Below are 26,557 nucleotides of genomic sequence, written 5' to 3' on the forward strand. Positions count from 1 at the left end.
GTGCATCTCGCCCCGCTCAGTCCTGCGCCGATGCCCGCGATGAGCGGTCGAGTGCGATCAAGATGTCACTTCCGAGCGTCGTGACCTCGCGGGTTTCGAACCGTCTGGCGTCGTCCAGAGTGGTGACTCCCGGGATCTCGACGGAACTGCGTCCGGCGCCCAGGACCATCGGCGCGACGTAGGCGTGGACCTCGTCGACGAGGTCGGCGGCGAAGAAGGCGCCGAGGATGTGCGGGCCGCCCTCCACCAGGACCCAGAGCGCGTCGGGCAGGGCGGAGAGGACGTCGGCCGGGTGGTGGGAGTCGACGCAGACCAGCGGTCCTCCGGTGTCGCCGCGGACGTTGGCATCGGCAGGCAGGTCGCGGTGCCCGAGCACCACACGTGCCGGCTGGTGCGGGTACAGCCCGCCATCGGCGGTGCGGGCGGTGAGGGTCGGGTTGTCGGCGAGGGCCGTGCCGGTGCCGATGACGATGGCGTCGAGGCGTGAGCGCTGCTGGTGGGCGTGGTCGCGGGCCGCCGGCCCGGTGATCCACTGGCTGGTGCCGTCGGGTGCGACGATCCGGCCGTCGATGCCCGCCGCGATCTTGGCGGTGACCATCGGCCGCCCGAGCCGCTGACGGGTGAGCCACGGACGCAGCGGACCGTTCTCCACGGCGTCGACCGCGACTCCCCCGGTCACCCGGATGCCGGCGGCCCGAAGAGTGTCGGCGCCACCCGCGGCGACGGGGTTGGGATCGCTGACCGCGTAGTGGACCTCGACGACGCCGGCCTCGATGAGCGCCTGCGAGCACGGCCCGGTGCGTCCGGTGTGGTTGCAGGGTTCGAGCGTGACGATCGCGGTACCGCCCCGCGCGGCTTCACCCGCTGCGCGCAAGGCCATGACCTCGGCGTGCGGGCCGCCCGGCGGTTGGGTCGCGCCGACACCGGCGACGGTGCCGTCGGCGGTCAGGATCACCGCTCCGACAGGCGGATTGGGCGAGCTGACACCCATGGCCGCAAACGACGCCTCGACGGCGCGGTCCATGGCGGCGACGATGTCCATGTGGCGGGTCAGATGTCGCTGTGGGCGCGTGCGGTCGCGGCGGACTCCCGCAGGGCGGCGACGGCCTGGCCGGGGTCGGCGGCACCGTAGACGGCCGATCCGGCGACGAAGCAGTCGATTCCCGCCTCGGCGGCCTCTTCGATCGTGTCGGCGTTGATGCCACCGTCGATCTCGACGAGCAGCGTCAGGTCCTCGGCGTCGATGAACTTCCGGATGGCGCGGGCCTTCTCGAGGACCTCGGGCATGAACTTCTGGCCACCGAAGCCCGGCTCGACGCTCATGATCAGCAGGGTGTCGAAGTCGCGGAGGATCTCCAGGTAGGGCTCGAGCGCGGTGCCCGGCTTGATCGACAGACCGGCCTTCGCGCCGGCAGCACGGATGTCGCGGGCCACGGCGATCGGATTGTCGGTGGCCTCCGCATGGAACGTGACGTTGTGGGCGCCGGCCTCGGCGTACGGCGGCGCCCAGCGGTCGGGGTTGTCGATCATCAGGTGACAGTCGAGCGGGATGTCGGTCGCCTTCAGCAGGCTCTCCACAATCGGCAGACCCAGCGTCAGGTTCGGCACGAAGTGGTTGTCCATGACGTCGACGTGCAGCCAGTCGGCGCGGGTGGCACCGGGCTTGGCAACAGCAGCCGCCTCGTCGGCGAGATTCGCGAAGTCCGCGGACAAGATGGACGGGGCGATCATCGGCGCGTTACCAGCGGTGCACATGGTGGACAAGTGTAGGGCGAGAGGGTCGGTGCCGACGAAAGCGTCCGGGTGTCTCAGACTCCGTTGGCCGGCCACCCGGGGTAAGACGGAAGCGTCGGCACCGGGTCTGGACCGGAGTACATGTCGATCCGTGGAATGTCAGGATTGTCAGGCAACGCGTCGCACGCGACAATGTCTGCAGAGTTCTCCGGCCGGACTCCGAGCCTCTCGAAATCCGTCACCTTCCAACTGCCGAACACCGAACGGTACGGCGCCGGCGCCGGGCCCGCTTGGTCTGCGGGTGGCAGAACGTCACCGGACTTCGTGAGATCGATCGTGACAGGAAATCCCCATTGCGCGTGCACGTTTCGCCACTCCTGCGAACCGCCGCCCCGGGCACTGGGAGCGATCGAGAAGATCTCACTACGGCACAACACAATGCGCACATTCGGACCATCGTCCACTCGGCGCAGTGGACGGAAGAACAAAGTGCTCACCACATCATTGTGCGAACTCTCACTGGGCACGAATGTGACCTTCTCGTCGATGTCTGACGGCGAGGCCTCGACAAATCCGGGATAGCCCCATTGCGGAGACTGGCCCTCAAAAGACAACTCGAACGACTCCGTGTAAGCGCGTACAAACGTTCCTTCCGAACTCGCCAGGTCAAGGACATCAGTTTCGAACCATCGATACGAGGTCTGCAGCCTCGGAGGCAACCGATCCGCCACCGACGGCTGCGACGAACTTGTCGAATCACCACCGGTGTTCGGAGATGGTCCGCACGCGACACAAAGCGTGAGCAGAGTACACAACACCCCAGTCAGAAAACCGTGGCCTTTAAGCACCAGACTACTTCTGACCGTATGCATGGTGGTGATTCTCATTATGACGGTTCACGAAGGAACTCATGTCAGACTCAAGTAACTGCTGGATGTACGTAGCTGCGGCGCTATCGTGAGACACTGGTGGCATTTCTCCGGTTCGTCTCATCTCTTCGAAATCGACCTCCTGCCCGACAAACAATTTCCGAAATTCAGGTTGATCGACCAGATCCGTGTGGGTCCTGAAATACCCTTCAAGGACCTGCACATACTTGGCGTTGGGCTGAATCTCCGAGTTATAGACATCATGGCGTAGTTTTGCAGTATCTTCGTCGGTGATTATCGTGTCGGGATCTTTGGGTAGTCCGAAGAGTTCCAACTTGACTTCCGCCGCGGTCCCGTCGATCAGTGCGCTGACCACCGGATTCAAGCCGGTCACCTTCAGGAGGGCCGTAGCGCTCTCGAAGAGCGCTCCCGCCCGAGCAGCATCCTTAGCTGCTTCATAGCGTTTATCTTCGAATGTCTCTTGGATGTGTGAATCCAGCCCACCGATCATCGCCCCCTCTATGCGGCCGGCGATCTCACCAAGACCGTAGTCATTGTGGTCTCTACCAAACTCTTCCTGAAGGATGTCGACCTGAAGCGCGGTCAGCGAATTCACTACTTTTCCAGCCTCAGCGTCTGAATTTAGAATCTGGAACATTGCCTTCAGTTCTGCTCCGGTTACCTCCGATACACCCGACGATCCAAAGAGACCCGCGTCCGCACCGCCCATCACCGCCGTGTGCGGACCGATAGCGGCAGCGAGTGTCCGTGCAAGCTCTGGGTTCAGTTCACCCAATGCCCGCTTGTCATCAGCACTGATATCGATCAACGAATCCTTGTTCGCACCAAAGTACTTGGTTAGCTCTGTAGCAATCTTTCCAGCACGCTCGTTATCCATCAACTGCTCCACAGACGATGCCTCGTCGCCATAAGCAGCGCCGGGCATCCAGTTGAACAGCCGATTGACGCCCGCGTCCTTATGACCAGCGCCGTCTGTCCAATCGAAGGTCATGAGATTCTTCAGCGTTTCCGCATCTTTCAGAGAACCCTGATTGCCATCGATGTCGTACGCGAGCAATGCGGCTCTTCCTGATTCAGAGTGCGTCGAGGTGTTGTGCGAGGCCGCCGGAGTGGATGAGTGACCGCAAGATGTAGTGGTTGAGGTTGCGGAAGCCCAACGCGATCCCGCGGAGGTGTTCCAGGCGGCCGTTGATCGCTTCGACGGGTCCGTTGGAGGCGCCGGTGTCGAAGTAGGCCAAGATCTCGGCACGCCGCGCCCATAATGATCGGCCGAGTTGGGCCAACTCTGCCAGCCCGGACGGAACGCCGGTATGAATCCGTTTGAGCAGCTTGTACATCGCGATCTTGCCGTCACGCTTGTTCTCCTGGCCGTAGGCGTTGATCAGCTCTTGGTAGATCGCGTAGGTGACCGAGACGGCCACGTGCTCCTCGTGAGCCTCCAACCCGCTACGTAGCCGGGCCTTCTGCTTGTCTGTCAGCAACGCGATCCGGGTCAGCAGTGGTCGGCGGATACCGTAGAGCGGATCACCCGTGCGGCCGCGGTGCCCACACGTATCGTGTTGCACGCGTTGACGACACACTGTGAGCTTCTCGGCGGCCAGATGGACCACGTGGAACGGGTCCATCACCGCCCGCGCCTTATCCAATGCCTCGGCGGTCGCGGTGCGATACCCGGTGAATCCGTCCATGGTGACCACCCGGATCCGGTCCCGAAAGGAGTCATCGCGGGCATCGAGCCAGTCCTTCAACGCCGCTTTGGACCGGCCGCCCACCATATCCAGCAAGCGCGCCGACCCGGTCCCATCCACAATCGGTGTGAGGTCGACCAGCACGGTCACGAAACTCGAATCACCATTGCCGCGAACATGTTTCCACTTGTGCTCATCAACACCGAGAACCCTGACACCGTCGAGTCGGCCAGGCGCCGAAGCCACCGTACGCGCCGCCTGCAACGCGAGGGCATTCACGGTGTTCCAGCCCAACCCGACCGACGCGGCGACCGCAGAGACGCTCATCTTGTCCAGAATCATCCGCCGAAGAATCCACGCGATCGTGCGGCGCGTCACCGCCGCGCGCGGCGCGACGATCGCCGAGATGTCGGCGCGAAAGATGCCCTGACCACACGCGCCGTTCTCGCAGGCGTAGCGCGGCACCCTCAGATGCAACCGGGTCGGATGGCCCACGATCGGTAGATCTGCCACCTCACGATCGACATGATCACGCAACCGACCCGCCCGCTCGCACCTCGGGCAGCTACTCTTCGGGGCCAAGACCTCGCAGAACAGGTGTGTGCGATCCTCGCCGTCGAGAGCGGCATCGGTGATCGTCACCCCGAGTTCGATCGTGCGGCAAATCGTGTCGGCAATGGCGCTACGCTGCAACGAGGGTCCTGTCGGTGTGAGTGATGAGGTGTAGGGGCTTTCATCTTCACACCACAGGACCCGCCCGCATCCCCGGCTCGCCGCCGCCGAACCCGACCTACATCTTGTGCCCGGTAGAACCCGTTCTACGCACCGTCAATCAGGAAGAGCCAGCAATGCTGGTCCGCCAGCAGCCTTCCCAGTGGAAGCCATTACCGCATCATGCACCGCAATATGGTCAGACCCGCTAACGTCCAGCATTCGTATGAGGAGATCTTCGACCTCATGCTTCGAAATGTTGCTGTGCCCCATAGTCCTGAGGTCGGTGACGTACATTTCCTGTGTACCACTGGCGATCTCACCAGCGCGAGCTATCAGCGCTCGATCGACGTCGCTGCCCAGTTGCACCGACTTCGAACCGTAGGTGCCTTCGCCGTCGTCGGACCTATTTTCAATGATGTCCATCAAGGATTTGAGATCCTTGTAAGTCTTCAGATCATTGATCAGCTTGTCGCCGCCTGAATGCGCGGAGGCATCGGGCAGGCTAAGTTGACCTTTGCTCGATGCAGGACTGGTCAACACCTCACGGACAGGCGTGGATAGCTGATGTATCCCGCCGCCTACGAACTTCGGCCCCGGCGCCAATCCCATCTGCTGCAGCGGCCCAGCAAGGAACGCCGGCTCGACCTGCTGGTCCGTCCGCAGACTCGGGTTGCCGAGCATGTAGATACCGTCACCGAGCGCGTTCTTGAGCTTCAGCCGTTCCGCACCACTGTATTCGTCTCCGAAACGCTTCAACGCGTCGAGAGAATAGGGCGCGGACCCATCCGCATTCTGTCCCCAGATGGGGGTGTAGGTGGCCTTTAGATAATCGAACTGCTCTTTCGGGATGACAGCATCGTCACCCCTCGCCAGTGCCGCGCGCTGCTCAGGTGTCAGGCTGGTCGCTCGGTAGAACCGCTCCTTCTGATCAGGCGTCGCGTTCCCCCTCATGATCGCCTGGACATCGCGGCTTGCTTGTCCTGCGGAAAAGCTCGAGCTGAGCGGAGCATTGATCTCTGCATTGCCGAAGACCACATTCAGCGCGCGTGCACCGTTCCGGTCGTCTTCCCCGATCTCGTCCGCGAGCGACTGTAGCGACAGCGTCGCTGTCTTCGCCTCTTCTGCACGTGTGGCCTGATCATTCAGGATCGACTGTTCGGCCGCGCTTCCGGCCTCCACTCCGCCCAACTCTGACGCGTAGTCACGAGCGTCGCGCACGGTCCAGTCGTCCGAGACGCTGAACTTGTCGAGTTCAAGGCCGAGCGCTTTCGTCAGCGCAGTGCTGCGATTGGGGCTGATCGCGGCGGCGGTGTCGTGCAGCACCCTTGCGGCCGCGCTGAGTTCGGTGCCGAGCTTGTTGATCTCGTCTCGGTCAGACGTCGTACGGTCTTCGCACGCGCGCCTGGATTCGCCCGACCAGCCCGTCACGTTCATCGGTGCGTCGGCCATCGTCTTGGTCTGGGTTCGTAGGTTCTCAGCTGTTGTCTCCAGCGAACTCGCGGACTGGAGCAGGACCATCACATCCCAGCTGTTGACCGTCGATCGAGTCGGTCGGCTCATCAGAACACGGAAATGGCTCGGAAACCGCTCGCCAACTCTCCATCGGTATCGGCGAACTCGGTGGCAACCTGATAGCACGTCTGCGACACCGCGTCCATGCGAGCGGCCGCGCGTCCAAGAAGGGTACGAATGACGTCGTCCTTGCCGGCACAAGCGGCGCTGAACGCTGATCCAGGCATCGCGGCAGCTGCGTCAGCGAATCCCGCGCTGCCCGACCAGAGCGCCCGCGTGGCGTCCGAACACCCGGCCAACGTCTTGCCGACGCCCTCGATCACACACTTCTCGGCTTCCAGGCGATAAGTCACTGTGAGTCCCCCGTTCCCGGCGCCAGCGTCCTGACACCACTCCCCTCGGACAACTTAGTACGAGACAAGGAGATGCGGGATTCACCTTCCACAAGTCATCGCCCACACCTCCGGGCCGTCGTCGGGCAAAGACACCTTCCCGGCCACCTCGAACCCGAGTCGTTCATAGAACGAGACGTTCGCCGGGGACGAGGTCTCCAGGTAGGCGACGTGCCCTTCCAACTGCGCGGCCGCTAGCCCCGGCTCGAGCACAGCTGCACCGAGCCCTCGCCCCTGTGAATGCGGCGCGACCCCCACCGTGGCCAGATGCCAGACAGGTTCGGCCGGCCGAAGACCGGCAGTTGCCTCGTCGGCCCGCGCTGCGATCTCCGCTCTGTCGCCGTAGAGGTCGACGACTCGAGATGCGATGTCGCCGAACGCCTCGTCAAGGCCACTCGAGGACGGTGTGATCCACACCGCCACGGCGGCAAGGTCGTCCGATACCCAAACACGTCCGCACCGCATGCCGATCTCGGCGAGGAACAGCCGCTGCAACGACCGCACTCGGTCGCCATGATCATGCGAGTCGACTGTGTGCCGGGTGAACGGGTAGTCGGCGAAGGCCTGGCCGAGAGTAACTGCGGCAGCGTCGACGTCAGCCGGAGTCGCCGGCCGAATCAAAGGGCGGATCGTCACGCCGTTGGACGTTACCCGGCGCCGGCACCGCTCAGGCGACCGCGAGCAGCTGCAGCAGCTTCGTCTCGACGACGCTGCGGTCAGGACTCTGGTGCCCGATCGCCGGTGGTGCGGTGCTCCGATGACGGGCACCGGTCGGGGTGATGACGTCGATGACCCGGATGTCACCGGCCATGCGGACCGAGTAGTCCCAGCCGTCGGCCTCTTTGGCCCGATTGTGGATGACGCAGATGCCGTCGGCGTTGGCCTCGCTGGTCGTGCCATCGTGGCGATGTGGTTTCGCGTGGTCGATCTCCGCGATGGGCGCACCGCAGTACGGAGTTCGGCAGCGTTGGTCTCGGAGTCGGACGAAGTGTGCGAGCGCGGCCGGGAAGGTTCGCGATTTCGACTCCATCGCCACCAGTGCGCCATCCGACGGACGTGCATAGATACGACGCATCGTCGAGGCGGTCTCACCATCGGGCGACACCGACGCGGCGACGAGTTCCCGTGCCACTGCTGCCGGAATCGGTCCGTACCCCTTCACTTCGGCCGCCGAATCGTTGAGCCCGAACAGGCACTCGTCGGACATGATCATGTCTACCGACACCGGAACCGGTTCCGCTGCGGATCGGCCGGTGACACGTTCGACCAGCGTGTCGGCCATGATCTGCGCACGCGTGCGATCGTCGGCACCGAGTATGGAGTCGGCGTGCTTCTTGAGCGAGGCATATACGGAGATTCCCTGTGTCATCGGCAACAACGCCGAGAGTTGGGTCATCAGATCCGGCGCCGGCCGCACGCTAACCCGCCGACTCTTCTCGGCCTTGGCCTTTCGCGCGACCACCGCCGCCGGCTCGAGTTCGTAGGCGTGACGCTTCGCCGTCGATTCGATCTCGCGGTCGGACACACCCACCAATTCCGCACGGTCACCGCACACCCGCCGATCGATCTCTTCGCGCGATTCGCGAGTCAGAAAAGCGGTTTCGCGAACGAGAATGGTGGCACGCCATTCGGTCAGTACACCGTCTGTGAGTGCTGCCATCGTATGCGGCATCTCGTGTGCCAGAGCACGAGCGAACCCGAGGTACTGACTCCCCTTCTTCGGTGAGACCTTCCGTGCCAGCCCGACTTCGGCGGCGAGTCCCCGGCCCCGCCGCTTCTGCGGAACATTCCGTGCCGCCTCATCGTCGGCACGTAGCCGGTCGAGATTCGCGGTCTCACGCACCTGGACCGCAGTGCAGGCCGACTTGATCTCCTCGAGCAGCGTCAGCCGCCGCACCGACTCGGCCTCGTCGACGCCTGCAGGCATCCCGGCGAGGAGGCCTTGGAGGGCACGTAGACCGTCCGTCGACAGACCCGATGTTCCGCCCGACGATGATTCGTACATACATTCGATAGTACGCCGATGTCGCCAGGCCCGCCGGAGTTATCCACAACCCGAAGACGATCCTTCACTTAACCATTGAGTTAAGTGACGAGCCGTGCGACACTTAGCCACATGGCAAACCGTACGGCGACTCTCGACGAGATCTTCGGCGCATTGTCGGACCCGACCCGCCGCGCCGTCGTCGAACGTCTCGGGCGCGGACCCGCGAGCGTCGGCGAACTCGCCGATCCCTTCCCCATGACGCTGCCGTCGTTCATGAAGCACCTGAGGGTCCTCGAGGACAGCGGACTGGTCATGACCAAGAAGACCGGCCGAACACGGGTGTGCACGCTCGACCGGCGACGCCTGCGACGCCTGCAGACCTGGCTCGAACACCAGCGCATCGTCTGGACCGAACGCACCGACCGACTCGAAGCCTTCGTCACCGAACCAGAGGAGACATCATGATCGACCCCGAACTCGACCTGACCCTGCAACGCATCATCCGCGCACCGCGACAACGGATCTGGGATGCGTGGACCCGACCCGAACAGCTCGCGAAATGGTGGACGCCCTCCCCGACCGTCACCCGAGTCGACCGACTCGAGCCACGCCCCGGCGGCGCCCTGGTCACGCAAATGAGCGACGACGGCGCGACGTTCGTCCCGCACATGGACGCCGTTTTCGTCGTCGTCGACGCCACCGAGCGTCTGGTGTTCACCAACGCCATCGACAGCTCCTGGCGACCCGCGGAACCGGCGCCGGTCCCCATGACCGCCGAGATCACCTTCGCCGAACACACCGACGGAACCGAGTACAGCGTCGTCGTGCGCCACGGCAATCCATCCGATCGCGACCGACATCATGAACTCGGCTTCTACGACGGTTGGGGTTCGGTGACCGCGGCGCTCGCCGAACTGGTGGAAAGTGAAGCCCGGCAATGAAGATCACCGTCACCGAATTCATCACCCTCGACGGCGTCACCCAGGGCCCCGGGTCGGCCGACGAGGACACCTCCGACGGCTTCACCGCCGGCGGATGGCTCGTGCCGCACATGGATGAGACCTTCATCCGGCAGGCGTCGGAGTGGCTCGACCTCGCCGGCGGACTCCTCCTCGGGCGTCGAACTTACGAGGCCTTCGCCCGCGACTGGCCGCAGATCACCGACCCCGACGACCCGTTCACAGGGCGGATGAACGGCCTCCCCAAGTACGTGGTGAGCAGCACCCTCACCGAACTGCCCTGGCAGCCCGCGACCCTCCTCTGCGGCGAGCCGGTAGAGGAGGTGTCCGCCCTGCGCTCGCAGCCGGGACGCGAACTACAGATCCACGGCAGCAACACCCTCGCCGCGTCGCTCCTCGAAGCAGGTCTCGTAGACACACTGCGCTTGGTCGTGGCCCCGACCGCACTTGGCACGGGCCGACAGTTGTTCGGTCGCAACACAACCGACCTGGGCTTCCGACTGAGACACCACACCGCGACGCCCGCAGGACTCCTGATCCTCGAGTACGAGCCGAACGGCCGAGCGGCGGTCGCGGACTACGAAGGCGTGGCGGCGGCAGTTACAGGCTCACACGAGAACTGAACGTCTAATCCCGAGTGAGCGCCGCCAGAAACATCGCGTCCGTGCCGTGGATGTGCGGCCACAGCTGCACGTGTGGGCCGTCGCCGAGCAGCTCCGGCCCGAGCTTGCCGACGGTCACCAGTGGGCGGGCATCGAGCTGACGGGCCCCGTCCACCGATGCCCGCACGTCGGCGACCACCGCGGTGGTCTCGGCGGGATGCGGCGAGCACGTCGAATACGCCACCACGCCACCGGGTTTGACCAACCTCAACGCCTCGGTCAGCAATTCCTTCTGCAGCACGACGAGCTCCTCGACGTCTGCAGCGGTTCGGCGCCAACGGGATTCGGGGCGGCGACGCAGCGAGCCCAGACCGGAACACGGAGCGTCGAGCAGGATGCGGTCGTATCCCGGTTCGAGGCCACTCGATCGTGCATCGGCGACGTGGATGGTCACCGGCAGATCGTTCACGACCTTCCGGATCAGCTCCGCGCGATGCTTCGACACCTCGATCGCGTCGAGGCAGGCAGCATCGATCTCGGCGAGCGCACCGATCAGCGCGGCCTTTCCGCCGGGCCCGGCACACATGTCGAGCCAGCGGCCGGAGTCGTCGGCGACCTCGGCGACCGTGACCGCCCGCGCGATCAGCTGGCTGCCCTCGTCCTGCACACCCGCGTAGCCCTCGCGGATCGCCTCCACGTCGCCGGGATCGCCGCCGGGCAGATACACGCAGTACGGCGAGTAGTCGCCTTCCTCTCCCCCGCTGGTCAGCGCCAGCTCCTCGGCGGTGATGTAGCCGGGGCGGGCAACCAGGTGCACCGGTGGCCGCTCGTCGTCGGCGGCGAGCGCCGCCTGCAGCTGGCCGGCCGACCCCCCGAGCGCATCCCGGAACACCTCCGCGATCCAGCGCGGATGCGCGTACTGGAACGCGAGATACCCGACGAGATCCTCGGCGGGCGACGGCGCCAGCTCGTCGACCCACATCTCCTCGGTCTTCTGCGACACCTTGCGCAGCACGGCATTCGCGAAACCCGAAGGGCCCATCCCGTTCTCGGAACGCACCAGGTCCACCGACGTCGACACCGCGGCATGGGAACCCACGCGCGTGCGCAGCAGCTGGTACGCCCCGAGCCGCAGCACGTCGAGTACGGGACCGTCGATCTCCTCGACGGGACGCTTGGCCGCTGCGGCGATCACGGCATCCAGCAGCCCCTGGGCACGCGCCGTGCCGTAGGCGAGTTCGGTCGCGAATGCGGCGTCGCGACCCTCGATCTTGCGATCCCGCAGCATCTTCGGGAGAACCAGGTTCGCGTAGGCGTCCCGCTCACGAACCGCGCGCAGCGTGTCCCGCGCCGCGACGCGCGCCGGGTCGAGGTCCTTCTGCCGTAACTTTCGATCCCCACTCATCCCAGTACCGTCCCATCGGTCAGTCGTGCGCCACGGGCCCAGTCCGCGGCAGGCATCGGCTTCTTCCCCGGCGGTTGTACCGTGCCGAGTTTCACCGGCGTGGAACCGGTCCCGACGAACACCGCCTTCTTGGTCACCGCGATCGCACCCGCGGCCAGCGGTTCGGCCCGAACCGAGTCCGGCAATGACGCGTCGTCCTCGGCGACGGGCCGCACCGGGCCCACCTTGATCCGTGCGTCGTCGAGACTCGTCCACGAACCCGGCGCCGGTGTGTAGGCGCGGATGAGGCGATCGATGATGTGCGCGGGCAGATCCCAGCGGATGCGCGCATCCTCGACCTCGACCTTCGGCGCGTGGCTGACGCCGGTCGAGGGCTGCGGTTCGGGGGTGAGTTCCCCGGCCTCGATGCCGTCGAGCGTGTTGACGAGCAGGCCGGACCCGGCGTCGGCGAGACGTGCGAGCAGGTCGCCGCTGGTGTCGGTGGGCCGGATGGTCTCGGTCAGGATGCCGAACACCGGTCCGGTGTCGAGCCCCTTCTCCAGCCGGAAGGTGCTGGCACCGGTCACCTCGTCGCCCGCGGCGATCGCGGCCTGCACCGGCGCCGCCCCACGCCACGCGGGCAACACCGAGAAGTGCAGGTTGATCCAGCCATGGGTCGGGAGCGCCAGCAGATCCTCGGGCACGAGGCCTCCGTAGGCGACCACGGCCGCACAGTCCGGCGCCCAGCGTCGCAACGTCTCGGCGACGTCGGGTTCGGACATGCGGCGCGGGGTGATCACCTCGAGGCCGTGCTCGTCGGCGAGGACGCCGATCGGTGACCGCACGACCTTGCGGCCGCGCCCCGACACCGCGTCGGGCCGGGTGATGACGCCGACGACCTCATGCGACGGCGAGTCGAGCAGGGCCTGCAACGACGGCACGGCCACCTCTGGGGTGCCGGCGAAAACGATGCGCATTCATCCGATCGTAGGCGGGTCCACCTGAACCCTGATCGGCCCGGTCTGCCGGTGTGTGTTGCGCCGCGCCTGCCCGGCGGCGAGAGCCTGGGCGAGGAGTCGTCCGTGCTTGCGCGGCAACCGCACCAGGATGCGGTCCATCTCGTCGTCCGCAGCGGCCTCCCATTCGGCGCTACCGGCGGGCGGCCGCACCCCCGGCGGAAGCGGCACCGGTCCGAGAACGTCCGAGCCCTCGGGCAGCTCGAGGTGTTCGACGAAGTCGGTGATGACCTGCGTGGGACCGTCGACCGAGGCCATCGTGACCGCCGGCGGGAAACCCAGTTCCACGCGTTCACTCAACTGAATGGAGGCGAATCCGACGGGGTCCCAACGGATCAGCGCCTGAACCGGCGCGAGAGTCGAGTCGGCGACGATTACCACGCGGCCGCCCTCGCCGTGGGGCCGGACCATGCCGGCCAGGGCCATCCAGCGTCGGACGGCGTGTTCCTCCGCGCGCAGGTCGGCGCGGTCGAGTTGTGCCCAGGTGTCGACGACGATCGCTGCGCCGTAGCCGTCGGGTGCGACCGGTTCGGCACCCGGTGTGGCGACGACGAGCCGTGCGCCCGGTTCGATCTCGTCGATGATGGAGTCGCCACCGCTGGTGTGGACCGGCACACCGGCGAAGGCGCGCCCCAGTTCCTCGGCGGTGCGTCGAGCGCCGGTGACCGTGGCCCGCACTTTCGTGTTGCCACACTCGGGACAGCGGAAGGTCGGCTCCGGGCGACCACACCACCGGCAACTCAGACGCTGGTTTCCGTCCATCTGCAGCGGTCCGTTGCAGCCGCGACACCGAGCATGCTCGCGACACCGGGTACACGCCAGCGACGGCACGTAGCCGCGACGCGGCACGCTGAACACCACCGGTTGGTCGGCGGCGAACGCCGAACGGGCAGCGTCGAAGGCGACCTCGGGGATTCGCGCGGACCTCGCCATCGGATCGCGGGCGATCTGCCGGTCGTCGTCGGAGATGGCCTGCACGCGCGGGCTGCGGTGACGAACGAGCGGACGATCGGCGACGAGGTCGTGTGCCCACCCCGATGCGACGAGCGCCTGAGCCTCCGCGGTTCGGGCGAAGCCGCCGAGGACCAGTGCGCAGCGTTCCTGATGCGACCGCAGCACCGCGACCTCACGCGGGTGCGGGTACGGCGCACGGGGATCGGCCATGCTGTCGTCACCGTCATCCCAGACGACGACCAGACCGAGGTCGGTGACGGGCGCGAACACCGCACTGCGCGTGCCGATCACGAGTTTCGCCGCCCCGCGTCGTGCGGCGAGCCAGCGCCGGTACCGGGCGGTGGGTCCGAGTCCGGCCGCCAGCGCGACTCCCTGATCGCCGATGAGTGGTTCGCATTCCGCCCACACCCGGTCGAGGTCGCGCTGGTCGGGCACGACGATGATGCAGCCGCGTCCGGCCGCCAGGGTCGCCGCGGCCAGTTCGGCGAGTCGTCGGGGCCAGTCCTCGCCCGGCAGGGCCTGCCACGCCGCTCGCGGGTGACCGTCCCCGGCGATCGCCTCGAAGAACGACCCGGCCAGCGGATAGCGTCGCCACGCCTCGAGGTCCGGCGCCTCGACGACGGTCGTCGGTTCGGGTGTCGTCTCCTTCTCGGTTCGCGCATGGCGCGGCGGAATGGCCAGCCGGACAACATCTCCCATGGTGCCGGCGTAGCGATCGGCGACGGCGCGGCACAGCGATGCCAGCTCCGGTGACAGCACCGGTTCGGCGGAGACGACACGGTCGAGCCAGCCCAGCTTGCCGGGGTGATCACTCTTCTCGATGCGGTCGAGCAGGAATCCGTCGACGAGACGGCCGGAGAACCGAACGCGGACCCGCACCCCCGGAACCGCCGTCGCATCCTGATCGGAGTCGATCAGGTAGTCGAACGGTCGGTCGAGGTGTGCGAGTCCGAGAATGGGCAGCACACGTGCCACCGGCAGCGAATCAGCCGGGACCCGTGCGCCTTTCGGGGGCAGGGACTGCGCCCTTCGCCGGTCAGAGACCGGCGGCCGCGCGCAGCTTGTCCGCGCGGTCGGTCCGCTCCCACGGGAGATCGACGTCGGTGCGGCCGAAGTGGCCGTACGCGGCGGTCGGACCGTAGATCGGACGCAGCAGGTCCAGGTCGCGGATGATCGCGAGCGGACGCAGGTCGAAGTTCTCCTTGATGACGCGCTCGATGACCGCCGGGTCGACATGCTCGGTGCCGAAGGTCTCGACGAACAGGCCGACCGGTGCGGCCTTGCCGATCGCGTAGGCCACCTGGACCTCGATGCGGTCGGCCAGGCCTGCCGCCACCGCATTCTTGGCGACCCAGCGCATCGCATACGCGGCGCTGCGGTCGACCTTCGACGGGTCCTTGCCGGAGAAGGCGCCGCCGCCGTGGCGGGCCATGCCGCCGTAGGTGTCGACGATGATCTTGCGGCCGGTCAGTCCGGCATCGCCCATCGGGCCGCCGAGGACGAACTTGCCCGTCGGGTTGACCAGCAGGCGGTAATCGGAGGTGTCGAGGGACGGCAGGCCGATCTCGGCGAGCACCGCGTCGACGACGTGCTTCTTGATGTCGGGGGCGAGGAGGTTGTCGAGGTCGATGTCGGCGGCGTGCTGGGTCGAGAGCACCACGGTGTCGAGCCGGACCGGGGTGTCGCCGTCGTACTCGATGGTGACCTGCGTCTTGCCGTCGGGGCGCAGGTACGGCAGAGTGCCGTTCTTGCGGACCTCGGTGAGTCGTCGCGACAGCCGGTGCGCGAGGGCGATCGGCACCGGCATGAGCTCCGGGGTCTCGTTGGTGGCGTAACCGAACATCAGGCCCTGGTCGCCCGCACCCTGCTTGTCGATCTCGTCCTCGGAGATGCCACTGCGGCTCTCGTGCGAGTCGAAGACGCCACCGGCGATGTCCGGGGACTGCGCACCGATGGCGACGTTGACGCCGCACGACGCGCCGTCGAAGCCCTTGGTCGAGGAGTCGTAACCGATCTCGAGGACCTTGTCCCGGACGATCTTGGGGATGTCGGCGTAGGCGGTGGTGGTGACCTCACCCGCGACGTGGACCTGGCCGGTGGTCACCAGCGTCTCGACCGCGACCCGCGCGTTCGGGTCGTCGGTGAGGATGGCGTCGAGGATCGAGTCGCTGATCGCGTCACAGATCTTGTCGGGATGTCCCTCGGTGACGGATTCGCTCGTGAACAGGCGTGACGAGGTGGTCATCAGATCCTCTCGAGATCTCGCGCGCGGATGTGTCCGGCGCCGTTTGGCAGGTGTCGGCCGGTCGGTGTGGCCGGTGGAGTCACTTTCAAAACTACGGTGCCGCTCAGGCCCCCCGACCATCAGGCACCAGTTGTCGCACTTCGTCAAGTATCCGACTCGACATGAGTGTTTTCGATCCGAAGGGCAGAGCGGTCTCGTCACCTTTGGCGGAAAGCAGCCACCCGGTGTTGTCCTCGGTGCCGAACGCCTTGCCGTCACCGACGGCGTTCACCACGAGGAGGTCGCAACCCTTGCGGGCGAGCTTGGCGCGACCGTGGTCGAGGACCCCGCCGGTCTCGTCCCCGGTCTCGGCCGCGAAGCCGACGATGACGGTCTCGGACGGAATCCGACCGTCGTCCCGCGCATCGACCAGGCCGCGGAGGATGTCGGGGTTGGTGGTGAGCTCGATCGGGGCCGGACCCTGATCGCCCTTCTTGATCTTCGCGTCGGCCACCGCGATCGGCCGGAAGTCGGCGACGGCGGCGGCCATGATGACGACGTCGGCGTCGGCCGCGCGCTTGGTCATCTCCTCGGAGAGTTCCTGAGCCGTCGATATCCGCACGATCTGCACGCCGGCGGGATCGCCCGGATCAGCGGTCGAACCGGCGACGACGGTGACGCTCGCACCGCGCTGCGCGGCCGCACGGGCCAGCGCGAATCCCTGCTTGCCGGAGCTGTGATTGCCCAGGTAACGCACGGGATCGAGAGGTTCGCGGGTGCCGCCGGCGCTGATGAGCACGCGGACACCGGCGAGATCGTAGGGCAGGGCGTCGGCGCGATCGAGGAGAAGCTCGCCGGTGAGCGCGATCTCCTGCGGGTCCGGTAGACGGCCGCGGCCGGAGTCGGTGCCGGTGAGCCGACCCGACGCCGGGGTCATGACCGTCGAGCCCTGCTCGCGCAGCGTCGCGATGTTGGCCTGAGTGGCCGGGTGCTCCCACATCTCGGTGTGCATGGCCGGCACGAACAGCACCGGGCACCGCACGGTGAGCAGCGATGCGGTGAGCAGATCGTCGGCGCGGCCCTGGGCGGCGCGGGCCATGAGGTCCGCGGTCGCCGGGGCGATGATCACGAGGTCGGCGCCCTGGCCCAGACGCACGTGCGCGACCTCGTCGACGTCGTCGAAGACGGTGGTGCTGACCGGGTTACCGCTGAGTGCCTCGAAGGTCGCCTTGCCGACGAACTTGAGTGCGGCGGGGGTCGGCACGACGCGGACCTCGTGCCCGGACTCGGTGAAGTGGCGGATCACCGAGCACACCTTGTATGCGGCGATACCTCCACCGACGCCGATGAGGATTCGGCGTCGCGGCTTGGTCGGTGTGGTCATCCCGACGTCGAGACTATTCGCCCTCGGTGTGCTCGAGCAGGTCGGAGTGGATCTCGCGCATCGCGATCGACAGCGGCTTCTCCTGGAGGCCCGGCTCGACCAGCGGGCCGACGTACTCGAGGATGCCGTCGCCGAGCTGGTTGTAGTAGTCGTTGATCTGGCGGGCACGCTTGGCCGCGTAGATGACGAGGGCGTACTTCGACGAGGCGCGCTCGAGGAGATCGTCGATCGGCGGATTGGTGATACCCAGCGGCGTGTCGTATGCCGGTGCGTCGGCGATCTCGGTGATGTCGAAATTGGTCGGGGTGGTCACACAAACTCCTGCGTCGAGGTCTGGGATGTCAGAGAGGCTGGTCAGGTCGCGGGCGCGGTGGCCTGCTCAGGTCCGACCAGCAAGGATACCAAGTCGGAGGCCGCTCGGTCGACTTCGCTGTTCACGATGACGTGGTCGAACTCGTCTTTGGCGGCCATCTCGACCTTCGCGGTGGCCAGCCGGCGCTCGATCGCCTCGGGACTCTCGGTGCCGCGGCCGGTCAGCCGGGCGACCAGTTCGTCCCAGCTCGGCGGCGCGAGGAAGACGGTGGTCGCCTCGGGCAGTCGGGTGACGACGTTGCGCGCACCGACGAGGTCGACCTCCACCAGAACGGGCTTGCCGGCCTCCAGAGCCGCGAGGACGGGCGCGAGCGGTGTACCCGATCGCTGCAGGCCACCGTGGATCTCAGCCCACTCCAGGAGCTCGTCACCGGCGATCATCTTGTCGAAGTCCTCGGCGGACACGAAGTAGTAGTCGCGGCCGTCGACCTCACCGGGGCGCGGTGCGCGGGTGGTCGCCGAGACGCTGAAGTACAGGTCGGGCAACGCGGCGCGCACCTTGGCGACCACGGTGGACTTGCCGACGGCCGAGGGGCCGACCAAGACAATCAGTCGACCCCTCGTGCGTGCGGCTCCCGCGGTATCCGGCCGGTTGGTCACCGCCGGTCCCACGAGCTCATCACGCTGCCGTGTTCGGTTGCGATGCTCACGCTCAGGAGCTGAACTTCTCGAGCAGAGCCTTGCGCTGACGGTCGCCGAGACCGCGCAGGCGGCGGGTCGGGGCGATCTCCAGCTCGGTCATGATCTCCTGAGCCTTGACCTTGCCGACCTTGGGAAGGGCCTCGAGCAGTGCCGAGACCTTCATCTTGCCCAGGATCTCGTCGTTCTCGGCATCCTTGAGCACCTGCTGGAGATCGGTGCCACCGCGCTTCAGGCGCTCCTTGAGCTCCGCGCGGACGCGACGAGCGGCAGCTGCCTTCTCCAACGCAGCGGCGCGCTGCTCGTCAGTCAACTGGGGAAGGGCCACGGGTTCCTCCGTCTTTCGTTCTTGATTGGGACTGTCATCGTCCGCCCTGAGGCGTCCGACGGCTGTTGCCACACTGGCGGCGCTGCGTCGTCTTCGCAACGATGCGGTCGGGTGGGGTACCCGTCCGGCACCACCGATTGTTGGCGGCGAATGCGACCGTACCGACGTGAGCAGGCATTTGCGAGCGCGACCCCCCGTTTTCGCGGTGTTTTCTCATGTTGTAGTGCACTGCAGCAGTCCGCTCCGGCCCTTCAACCCTTCACTCAGTGTTGCAGCGCTCTGACTACGGGTTTTACCAGGAACCTGCAGGTCACGGCGATGACGCCATCCGCGCAGGTCGGTAGCAATGCGAAAGACACGCGATCGCGTGATTCACTTGCTGAGACGGATGTGACTGGAGTGATGTGACCAGATTCGTCCGGAATTCGATCGCGTTTCGAGCGTGTCGCGCGCTTCCCCGGCGTAGCGCCGGGCCCGCGTCGTCTCAGCCCAGCGCGGCCTCGACCTCGTCGCGCGCCTGCATGAACGCGTCCCGTAGAGCGGCGACGTCGGGACCCGCCCGCAGCACGCCACGCGAGCTCGCCGGCAACACCCAGGCCGGGTCGGCATCGTCGAAGACCACCTTCAGGTCCTCGGCGGTGGCGCCCTGAGCACCCAGGCCGGGTGCCAGGATGGGGCCGTTCAGGCCGGCGAGGTCGAGTCCGTGTTCGCGGGTCGCGCCCACGACGAGACCCACGGTGGCCGTGCCGTCGGCGTTCTCGGCCGCAGCGGCGTCGACGATGGACTGGGCTACCGTCCGCTCCCCTGCCATCGCCTTCTGCACGTCGCCGCCCTCCGGGTTCGAGGTTCGTGCCAGGACGAACACGCCGCGCTGCCCCGCACGAGCCAGATCCAGTGCTGGACGCAGTGATTCGTACCCGAGGTAGGGCGAGGCGGTCACCGAGTCGGCGCAGAGCGGCGAGGCGTCGGCCAACCAGGCCTGCGCGTAGGCGGACATGGTCGAGCCGATGTCACCGCGCTTGGCGTCGGCGATCACCAGGGCACCCGCCTCGCGGCAACCCGCGACGACCCGTTCGAGCACCGCGAAACCCGCGGCGCCGAACGGCTCGAAGAAGGCCACCTGCGGCTTGATCACCGCCGCCGACGGGGCCAGCGCCTCGACGCAGATGTCGGCGAAGCGGGACAACCCGTCGACGGACACGTCCAGACCCCAGTCGGTCAGCAGCGCCGCGTGCGGGTCGATGCCCGCGCACAGGCGTCCGCGTTCGGCCGTCACCTGCCGGTAGCGGGCGCCGAAACCGGACGCCCCCATCATGCCGACACCACCGTCATGACCGGCCGGCCATGTCCGCGTGGCGTCGCTGGATCGAGCGCACCGCGACGTCGCCGTTGATCGCGGCCTCGATGCCCTGGACCGCGGCGCTGGCACCCTGCACCGTGGTGATGCACGGGATGTTGACCGAGACTGCCGCACTGCGGATCTCGTACCCGTCGACGCGCGGGCCGGAGTTGCCGTACGGGGTGTTGATCACCATGGTGACCTCACCGGCGCGGATGATGTCCACAACCGTGCGCTGTCCCTCGGCGGCCTCGAAGTGCTTGAGCACGGTCTCACACTTGATGCCGTTGCGGCGCAGCACATCCGCGGTGCCCTCGGTCGCCAGGATCTCGAAGCCGAGGTCGGCGAGATGCTTGACCGGGAAGATCAGCGCGCGCTTGTCCTTGTTGGCAACCGAGACGAAGATCTTGCCGCTGGTCGGCAGCGAACCGTACGCGGCGGTCTGCGACTTCGCGAACGCGCGACCGAAGTCGGCGTCGATGCCCATGACCTCACCGGTCGACTTCATCTCGGGGCTGAGCAGGTTGTCGACACCGCTGCCGTCGTGGCGACGGAACCGGTTGAACGGCAGGACCGCTTCCTTCACCGAGATCGGCGCGGTCGCGGGAGCCTCGCCGCCGTCTCCGGTCTTCGGCAGGATGCCCTGCTCGCGCAGTTCGGCGATCGACGAGCCGAGCATCACGCGGGCACAGGCCTTGGCCAGCGGCACCGCGGTCGCCTTGGAGACGAACGGGACCGTCCGGCTCGCGCGCGGATTCGCCTCCAGCACATAGAGGACGTCGTCCTTGAGCGCGTACTGCACGTTGAGCAGGCCCTTCACGCCGATGCCCTTGGCGAGCGCCTCGGTGGAGGTGCGGACCATCTCCAGGTCGGCGCGGCCGAGGGTGACCGGCGGCAGCGCACACGCGGAGTCGCCGGAGTGGATACCGGCCTCCTCGATGTGCTCCATCACGCCGCCGATGTAGACCTCGTCGCCGTCACACAGGGCGTCGACGTCGATCTCCACCGCGTCCTCGAGGAAGCGGTCCACCAGCACCGGGTGGTCGGGGGTCAGTTCGGTGGCACGAGAGATGTAGTCCTCCAGGGACTTCTCGTCGTACACGATCTCCATGCCGCGGCCGCCCAGGACGTACGACGGACGCACCAGCACCGGGTAGCCGATGCGGGCGGCGGTGTCGCGGGCTTCGGCGAAGCTGGTCGCGGTACCGAATGCCGGAGCCGGCAGGCCGGCCCCGGTGAGCACCTTGCCGAACTCGCCACGATCCTCGGCGAGGTCGATGGCGGCCGGGCTGGTGCCGACGATCGGGACACCCGCCTCCTCGAGGCGGCGTGCGAGACCCAGCGGGGTCTGGCCGCCGAGCTGCACGATGACGCCGGCCACGGTGCCCGACTGGGATTCGGCGTAGTAGACCTCGAGCACGTCCTCGAAGGTCAGCGGCTCGAAGTACAGACGATCCGCGGTGTCGTAGTCGGTAGAGACGGTCTCCGGGTTGCAGTTGACCATCACGGTCTCGTACCCGGCCTCGCTCAGGGTGAGCGCGGCGTGGACACACGAGTAGTCGAACTCGATGCCCTGACCGATGCGGTTGGGGCCCGAACCGAGGATGAGCACCTTCGGCCGATCCGGCTGCGGTGCGATCTCGCTGGTCGCCGCGGGATCGAGCTCATAGGTCGAGTAGTGGTACGGCGTCTTCGCCTCGAACTCGGCCGCACAGGTGTCGACGGTCTTGAAGACCGGGCGCACACCGAGCGACAGACGATGCGCGCGCACGGCGGCCTCGTCCTCGAACTCCGGACGGAGGGCAGCGATCTGACGGTCGGAGAAGCCGTTCGACTTCGCCTCGCGCAGCAGCGCCTCGTCGAGGGTGTCGGCGTCGCGGATCTCCGCACCGAGCGCGGCGATGCCGCCGATCTCGGCCAGGAACCACGGGTCGATCGCGGTGGCCTCGTAGAGCTGCTCGATCGTGGCGCCGGCGTCGAAGGCCAGCATCAGCTTGTACAGACGCCCGTCCTTCGGCGTCCTGATCTCCTCGAGCAGCGCGGGCAGATCGACGGTCTTGGGGTCGGGCCGGTCGGCCTCCACCCAGAAGCCACCGGCCTTGGTCTCCAGCGAACGCATGACCTTGCCGAGCGCCTCGGCGAAACTGCGGCCGAGACTCATGGCCTCGCCCACCGACTTCATCGTGGTGGTCAGCGTGTCGTCGGCGCCCGGGAACTTCTCGAACGCGAACCGCGGCGCCTTGACCACGACGTAGTCGAGCGTGGGCTCGAAACAGGCCGGGGTCTCCTTGGTGATGTCGTTGACGATCTCGTCGAGGCTGTAGCCGATGGCCAGCTTCGCGGCGATCTTGGCGATCGGGAAGCCGGTCGCCTTCGACGCCAGGGCCGACGACCGCGACACACGCGGGTTCATCTCGATCACGACGAGGCGGCCGTCGCGCGGGTCCTGGGCGAACTGGATGTTGCAGCCGCCGGTGTCGACGCCGACCTCGCGCAGGATGTCGATCGAGAGGTCGCGCATGATCTGGTACTCGCGGTCGGTGAGGGTCATCGCCGGGGCGACGGTCACCGAGTCGCCGGTGTGCACGCCGACCGGGTCGAGGTTCTCGATGGAGCAGACGACCACGACGTTGTCGCGGTTGTCGCGCATCAGCTCGAGTTCGTATTCCTTCCAGCCGAGGATCGACTCCTCGATGAGGACGTTGGCGGTCGGCGAGGCGGCGAGTCCGCCACCGGCGATGCGGTCGAGGTCCTCGTCGTTGTAGGCCATGCCCGAACCGAGGCCGCCCATGGTGAACGACGGGCGCACGACGACCGGGAAGCCGAGCTCGGCGACGGTCTCGCGGACCTCGTCCATGGTGTGGCAGACACGGGAACGGGCGCTCTCGCCGCCGACCTTCTCCACGATGTCCTTGAACATCTGGCGGTCCTCGCCGCGCTGGATGGCGTCGAAGTCGGCGCCGATCAGCTCGATGCCGTACTTCTCCAGCGAGCCGCGATCGTGCAGTGCGACCGCGGTGTTCAGCGCGGTCTGCCCGCCGAGGGTGGCGAGCACCGCGTCGATGGGATGACCGGCGTCGCGCTCGGCCTCGATCACCTTCTCGACGAACTCGGCGGTGATGGGCTCGATGTAGGTGGCGTCGGCGAACTCCGGGTCGGTCATGATCGTCGCCGGGTTGGAGTTCACCAGGCTGACGCGCAGGCCCTCGGCCTTGAGCACGCGACAGGCCTGGGTGCCCGAGTAGTCGAATTCACAGGCCTGGCCGATGACGATCGGGCCGGAGCCGATGACCAGGACGTGGTTGATGTCTTCGCGGCGCGGCATCAGGCACTCGCTCCTTGCGCACGGTCACCCTCGAGCAGGGTGACGAACTTGTCGAACAGATACGCGGCGTCGTGGGGCCCGGCGGCCGCCTCCGGGTGGTACTGCACGGAGAAGGCGCGGCCGGAGAGCAGCTCGAGACCCTCCACGGTGCCGTCGTTGGCGCAGACGTGGCTGACCCGCGCGCGGCCGAAGTCGGAGTCGAACTCCTCCCCCGCCTCACCCTCGAGTGCGAAGCCGTGGTTCTGCGAGGTGATCGAGACCTTGCCGGTGGCGTGGTCGACAACCGGGATGTTGATGCCCCGGTGCCCGAACTTCATCTTGTAGGTGGACCGGCCGAGGGCCCGGCCCAGGATCTGGTTGCCGAAGCAGATGCCGAACAGCGGCAGATCCCGGCCGAGAACGCCGCGGGTGAGCTCGACGACGTCGTCGGCGGTCGCCGGGTCACCGGGGCCGTTCGACAGGAAGACACCGTCTGGCTTGAGGTCGGCGATCGCGTCGAGGGCGACGTTCGCCGGCAGCACATGGGTGCGGACGCCGCGCTCGGCGAACATGCGCGGGGTGTTGGTCTTGATCCCGAGGTCGATGGCCGCGACGGTGAACCGGTGCTGGCCGACCGGCTCGACGATGTAGCCGTCGGTGGTGGTGACCTCGTCGGCGAGCTTGGCGCCCTTCATGTCCGGCTGGTTGCGCACCCGGCCGACGAGTTCGTCGGTGTCGGCCAGTGCCGGTCCGGAGAAGATGCCGGCCTTCATCGAGCCGTGGTCGCGGAGGATGCGGACCACGGTGCGGGTGTCGATCCCGCCGATGCCGACGATCCCCTGTTTGACGAGTTCGTCCTCGAGGGAGGTGGTGGCGCGCCAGTTCGAGACGCGACGCGTGGGATTGCGCACCGCGTATCCGGCCACCCAGATCTTGCCGGAGTCGCCGTCGACCCCGGTGCTGCCCGCGCTGCCGGTGCTCTCGCCGTCCTCGGTGTTCCAGCCGGTGTTGCCGATCTGCGGCGCGGTGGCCACGACGATCTGCCGGTGGTAGCTCGGGTCGGTCAGGGTCTCCTGGTAGCCGGTCATCGCGGTGCAGAACACCGCTTCACCGAGGGTCTCGCCCACTGCGCCGAAGCTCCGGCCGGTGAACACCTGGCCGTTCTCCAGCACCAAGACCGCTGTGTTCATTCCTGTGTCCCCTGTCCACTGTCATGCTGCCCGGCAAAGGCGTTCACCCAACCGGGATAGATCGATTTGTCGTCTGCGCGGATTCCCGAGTCGATCTCGGTGCCGCTGGGCAGGACCCACCGGATCACCAGGACACCGTCGGCGCTCATGACCTTGCCCGCGATGCCGCGCTCGGTGCGGACCGCCGTGATCGCCTCACGCGGAATCCAGATGTCGCTTGCACCCTGACGGGTGATCAGGATGCCCGCGGCGAACTCGGCGATCGTCGCCGACGCGCGATCGGAGATGTCCCCGACGGCGACGCGGTTCTGCCAACTCGGTGCCATCGTGGAACCGAGGTAGAGGCCGGTGTCGGGGCCGCGCTGCTCCGCCCCGAGATCGGCCGGGGTGGGCGGAAGTTCGCCGATCAGCTCGGCCTGCGCCGCCTGCTTCTTCTTGTTGCCGGTGATCAGCAGGTAGAACATCGACAGCAGGCCGAGCACGATGAGCACGCACACGCCGATGAACCACGCGTTGAACACGAACCTGCCGTAGCCGAGCACGGTGCCGATCACCGAGGCGACCACGACGAGCACGAGGATGCCGGGGATGAGGCCGCGCCGGGCCCGGAGGTTCATCGGGTCACCCGGCCCTCGCGGGTGGTGACCACGCCGCGCAGGACGGTGGCGGTGATGCTCGCCGGCATCGTCATCTCCTCGAACGGGGTGTTGCGCGACAGGCTGGCCAGTTCGTCGCCGCGGACCACCCACGAGGAGTCCGGGTCGACGACGGTGAGGTTGGCCGGCTCACCGACCTCGATCGGGCGGCCCTGATCGGTCAACTCGACGATCTGCGCGGGGCGTTCGCTCATCACCCGTGCGACGCCGCGCCAGTCGAGGAGTCCCGGCTTGACCAAGGTCTCGACGACGATCGGCAGGGCGGTCTGCAGCCCGAGCATGCCCGGCTTGGCCTGGGCGAACTCGCAGCACTTCTCCTGCGCGGCGTGCGGCGCATGGTCGGTGGCCACACAGTCGACGATCCCATCGGCCAACGCCCGACGCAGGGCTTCGGTGTCGCGAACCTCGCGCAGCGGCGGATTGACCTTGTTGACCGGGTCGTAGGTTTCGAGTCTCGAGTCGTCGAGGAGCAGGTGATGCGGGGTCACCTCGGCGGTGATCGCGATCCCCTGGTCCTTGGCCCAGCGCAGCAGCTCGACGGTACCCTCGGTCGAGGCGTGGCAGATGTGGATGCGGGCGCCGGCGTCGCGGGCGAGCAGCGCGTCGCGGATGACGATCGACTCCTCGGCGGCACGCGGCCAGCCGGCGAGGCCCAGGCGGGACGCGGTGGGGCCCTCGTTGGCGACGGCACCGACGGTCAGGCGCGGCTCCTCGGCGTGCTGCGCGATGAGCACACCGAGTCCGGTCGCGTACTCCAGGGCGCGGCGCATGAGCAGCGGGTCGTCGACGCACTTGCCGTCGTCGCTGAACATCCGGACGCCCGCGGCGCCGGCGTTCATCATGCCCATCTCGGCGAGCTGGCGGCCCTCGAGTCCGACGGTGACCGCACCCACCGGGTAGACGTCGACGAGGCCGACCTCGCGGCCGGAGCGCCATACGTTGTCGGTGACGGTCGAGTTGTCGGCGACCGGGCTGGTGTTGGCCATCGCGAAGACCGCGGTGTACCCGCCCAGGGCGGCGGCCTCGGAGCCGGACCGGATGGTCTCGGTGTCCTCGCGGCCGGGTTCGCGCAGATGCGTGTGGAGGTCGACGAAACCGGGCAGCAGCACCCCGCCCTTGCCCTCGATGCGCTCGGCGCCCGCGGGTGCGGACAGTTCGGGGCCGATCTCGGTGATCACGCCGTCGACGACGAGAACGTCGACCGGCTCACCTTCGCCGTAGGGGCGAACATCACCGAGCAGGACGGTTCCGGTTGCCGGGGCGGTCACTTGCGAACTCCTGACGTGCTG

Annotated in this window: 25 protein-coding genes; 3 read left to right on the top strand and 22 right to left on the bottom strand. The window is 67.1% G+C overall.

Annotated features, from left to right (window positions below):
* Positions 1-16: 16 nt before the first annotated feature.
* From ribD to PWF70_RS13090, 9 genes are all read right to left on the bottom strand, one after another.
* Positions 17-1,042, bottom strand: coding sequence for a bifunctional diaminohydroxyphosphoribosylaminopyrimidine deaminase/5-amino-6-(5-phosphoribosylamino)uracil reductase RibD (ribD, locus tag PWF70_RS13050; protein ID WP_035751513.1), 1,026 nt, complete (start codon positions 1,040-1,042; stop codon positions 17-19).
* Between the two features lie 8 nt (positions 1,043-1,050).
* On the bottom strand, positions 1,051-1,755 hold the full coding sequence (rpe, locus tag PWF70_RS13055; protein ID WP_035751691.1) for a ribulose-phosphate 3-epimerase: 705 nt from the start codon (positions 1,753-1,755) through the stop codon (positions 1,051-1,053).
* A 53-nt stretch (positions 1,756-1,808) separates the two neighbouring features.
* Positions 1,809-2,606 (bottom strand): hypothetical protein, encoded by a 798-nt coding sequence (locus PWF70_RS13060; RefSeq protein ID WP_230461796.1) that lies wholly within the window; start codon positions 2,604-2,606, stop codon positions 1,809-1,811.
* The gene (locus tag PWF70_RS13065; RefSeq protein WP_286352632.1) at positions 2,587-3,681 is read right to left on the bottom strand and encodes a hypothetical protein; all 1,095 of its coding nucleotides are present in this window, start codon (positions 3,679-3,681) and stop codon (positions 2,587-2,589) included. Before PWF70_RS13065 ends, PWF70_RS13060 begins: the two co-directional genes overlap by 20 nt.
* A gap of 16 nt (positions 3,682-3,697) precedes the next feature.
* Positions 3,698-5,005, bottom strand: a complete 1,308-nt coding sequence (locus PWF70_RS13070) for an ISL3 family transposase (protein WP_006358292.1) — start codon at positions 5,003-5,005, stop codon at positions 3,698-3,700.
* Between the two features lie 135 nt (positions 5,006-5,140).
* On the bottom strand, positions 5,141-6,586 hold the full coding sequence (locus tag PWF70_RS13075; protein ID WP_286352633.1) for a TPR repeat domain-containing protein: 1,446 nt from the start codon (positions 6,584-6,586) through the stop codon (positions 5,141-5,143).
* Positions 6,586-6,891, bottom strand: a complete 306-nt coding sequence (locus PWF70_RS13080) for a hypothetical protein (protein ID WP_006357215.1) — start codon at positions 6,889-6,891, stop codon at positions 6,586-6,588. Before PWF70_RS13080 ends, PWF70_RS13075 begins: the two co-directional genes overlap by 1 nt.
* Positions 6,892-6,972: 81 nt before the next feature.
* Positions 6,973-7,566, bottom strand: coding sequence for a GNAT family N-acetyltransferase (locus tag PWF70_RS13085; protein ID WP_035751506.1), 594 nt, complete (start codon positions 7,564-7,566; stop codon positions 6,973-6,975).
* A gap of 31 nt (positions 7,567-7,597) precedes the next feature.
* Positions 7,598-8,857, bottom strand: a complete 1,260-nt coding sequence (locus tag PWF70_RS13090) for a 13E12 repeat family protein (protein ID WP_196813022.1) — start codon at positions 8,855-8,857, stop codon at positions 7,598-7,600.
* Positions 8,858-9,046: 189 nt separating this feature from the next.
* On the opposite strand from PWF70_RS13090, the gene PWF70_RS13095 reads away from it, so the two are divergent.
* Genes PWF70_RS13095 through PWF70_RS13105 form a run of 3 tightly spaced genes read left to right on the top strand, consistent with a single transcriptional unit; the run spans position 9,047 to position 10,499 of the window.
* Positions 9,047-9,382, top strand: coding sequence for an ArsR/SmtB family transcription factor (locus tag PWF70_RS13095; protein ID WP_035751502.1), 336 nt, complete (start codon positions 9,047-9,049; stop codon positions 9,380-9,382).
* Positions 9,379-9,858, top strand: a complete 480-nt coding sequence (locus tag PWF70_RS13100) for an SRPBCC domain-containing protein (RefSeq protein ID WP_035751500.1) — start codon at positions 9,379-9,381, stop codon at positions 9,856-9,858. Before PWF70_RS13095 ends, PWF70_RS13100 begins: the two co-directional genes overlap by 4 nt.
* Complete coding sequence (locus tag PWF70_RS13105; RefSeq protein ID WP_006357210.1) at positions 9,855-10,499, top strand: dihydrofolate reductase family protein; 645 nt, start codon at positions 9,855-9,857, stop codon at positions 10,497-10,499. The genes PWF70_RS13100 and PWF70_RS13105 overlap by 4 nt, the downstream gene beginning before the upstream one ends.
* A gap of 4 nt (positions 10,500-10,503) precedes the next feature.
* On the opposite strand, the gene PWF70_RS13110 is transcribed toward PWF70_RS13105, so the two are convergent.
* The 13 genes from PWF70_RS13110 to PWF70_RS13170 form a co-directional block, all read right to left on the bottom strand.
* Positions 10,504-11,883 carry an RsmB/NOP family class I SAM-dependent RNA methyltransferase gene (locus tag PWF70_RS13110; protein ID WP_035751498.1) on the bottom strand — a complete coding sequence of 460 codons (1,380 nt, stop codon included), beginning with the start codon at positions 11,881-11,883 and terminating at the stop codon, positions 10,504-10,506.
* Complete coding sequence (fmt, locus tag PWF70_RS13115) at positions 11,880-12,839, bottom strand: methionyl-tRNA formyltransferase (RefSeq protein ID WP_035751496.1); 960 nt, start codon at positions 12,837-12,839, stop codon at positions 11,880-11,882. Before fmt ends, PWF70_RS13110 begins: the two co-directional genes overlap by 4 nt.
* Positions 12,840-14,798 (bottom strand): primosomal protein N', encoded by a 1,959-nt coding sequence (locus PWF70_RS13120; RefSeq protein WP_462433823.1) that lies wholly within the window; start codon positions 14,796-14,798, stop codon positions 12,840-12,842.
* 70 nt (positions 14,799-14,868) lie between these two features.
* On the bottom strand, positions 14,869-16,077 hold the full coding sequence (metK, locus tag PWF70_RS13125) for a methionine adenosyltransferase (protein WP_006357206.1): 1,209 nt from the start codon (positions 16,075-16,077) through the stop codon (positions 14,869-14,871).
* 103 nt (positions 16,078-16,180) lie between these two features.
* Positions 16,181-17,440 carry a bifunctional phosphopantothenoylcysteine decarboxylase/phosphopantothenate--cysteine ligase CoaBC gene (gene coaBC, locus PWF70_RS13130; RefSeq protein ID WP_035751492.1) on the bottom strand — a complete coding sequence of 420 codons (1,260 nt, stop codon included), beginning with the start codon at positions 17,438-17,440 and terminating at the stop codon, positions 16,181-16,183.
* Between the two features lie 13 nt (positions 17,441-17,453).
* Positions 17,454-17,753 (bottom strand): DNA-directed RNA polymerase subunit omega, encoded by a 300-nt coding sequence (rpoZ, locus tag PWF70_RS13135; RefSeq protein ID WP_006357204.1) that lies wholly within the window; start codon positions 17,751-17,753, stop codon positions 17,454-17,456.
* Positions 17,754-17,794: 41 nt separating this feature from the next.
* Positions 17,795-18,424: a guanylate kinase gene (gmk, locus tag PWF70_RS13140; protein ID WP_006357203.1), complete on the bottom strand. Its 630-nt coding sequence runs from the start codon at positions 18,422-18,424 to the stop codon at positions 17,795-17,797.
* 40 nt (positions 18,425-18,464) lie between these two features.
* Complete coding sequence (mihF, locus tag PWF70_RS13145) at positions 18,465-18,779, bottom strand: integration host factor, actinobacterial type (protein ID WP_004021989.1); 315 nt, start codon at positions 18,777-18,779, stop codon at positions 18,465-18,467.
* Positions 18,780-19,263: 484 nt separating this feature from the next.
* Entirely contained in the window at positions 19,264-20,094 is an 831-nt protein-coding gene (pyrF, locus tag PWF70_RS13150; protein ID WP_035751488.1) for an orotidine-5'-phosphate decarboxylase, read from the bottom strand.
* Between the two features lie 13 nt (positions 20,095-20,107).
* Entirely contained in the window at positions 20,108-23,443 is a 3,336-nt protein-coding gene (carB, locus tag PWF70_RS13155) for a carbamoyl-phosphate synthase large subunit (RefSeq protein ID WP_035751486.1), read from the bottom strand.
* Positions 23,443-24,612, bottom strand: coding sequence for a glutamine-hydrolyzing carbamoyl-phosphate synthase small subunit (gene carA, locus PWF70_RS13160; RefSeq protein WP_035751485.1), 1,170 nt, complete (start codon positions 24,610-24,612; stop codon positions 23,443-23,445). The genes carB and carA overlap by 1 nt, the downstream gene beginning before the upstream one ends.
* Positions 24,609-25,229 carry a PH-like domain-containing protein gene (locus tag PWF70_RS13165; RefSeq protein WP_006357199.1) on the bottom strand — a complete coding sequence of 207 codons (621 nt, stop codon included), beginning with the start codon at positions 25,227-25,229 and terminating at the stop codon, positions 24,609-24,611. Before PWF70_RS13165 ends, carA begins: the two co-directional genes overlap by 4 nt.
* Positions 25,226-26,536, bottom strand: coding sequence for a dihydroorotase (locus PWF70_RS13170; RefSeq protein WP_035751484.1), 1,311 nt, complete (start codon positions 26,534-26,536; stop codon positions 25,226-25,228). Before PWF70_RS13170 ends, PWF70_RS13165 begins: the two co-directional genes overlap by 4 nt.
* Between the last annotated feature and the right edge of the window lie 21 nt (positions 26,537-26,557).

Origin of the sequence: Gordonia sp. Swx-4, from assembly GCF_030316175.1 — a bacterium.
GTDB lineage: Bacteria > Actinomycetota > Actinomycetes > Mycobacteriales > Mycobacteriaceae > Gordonia > Gordonia alkanivorans.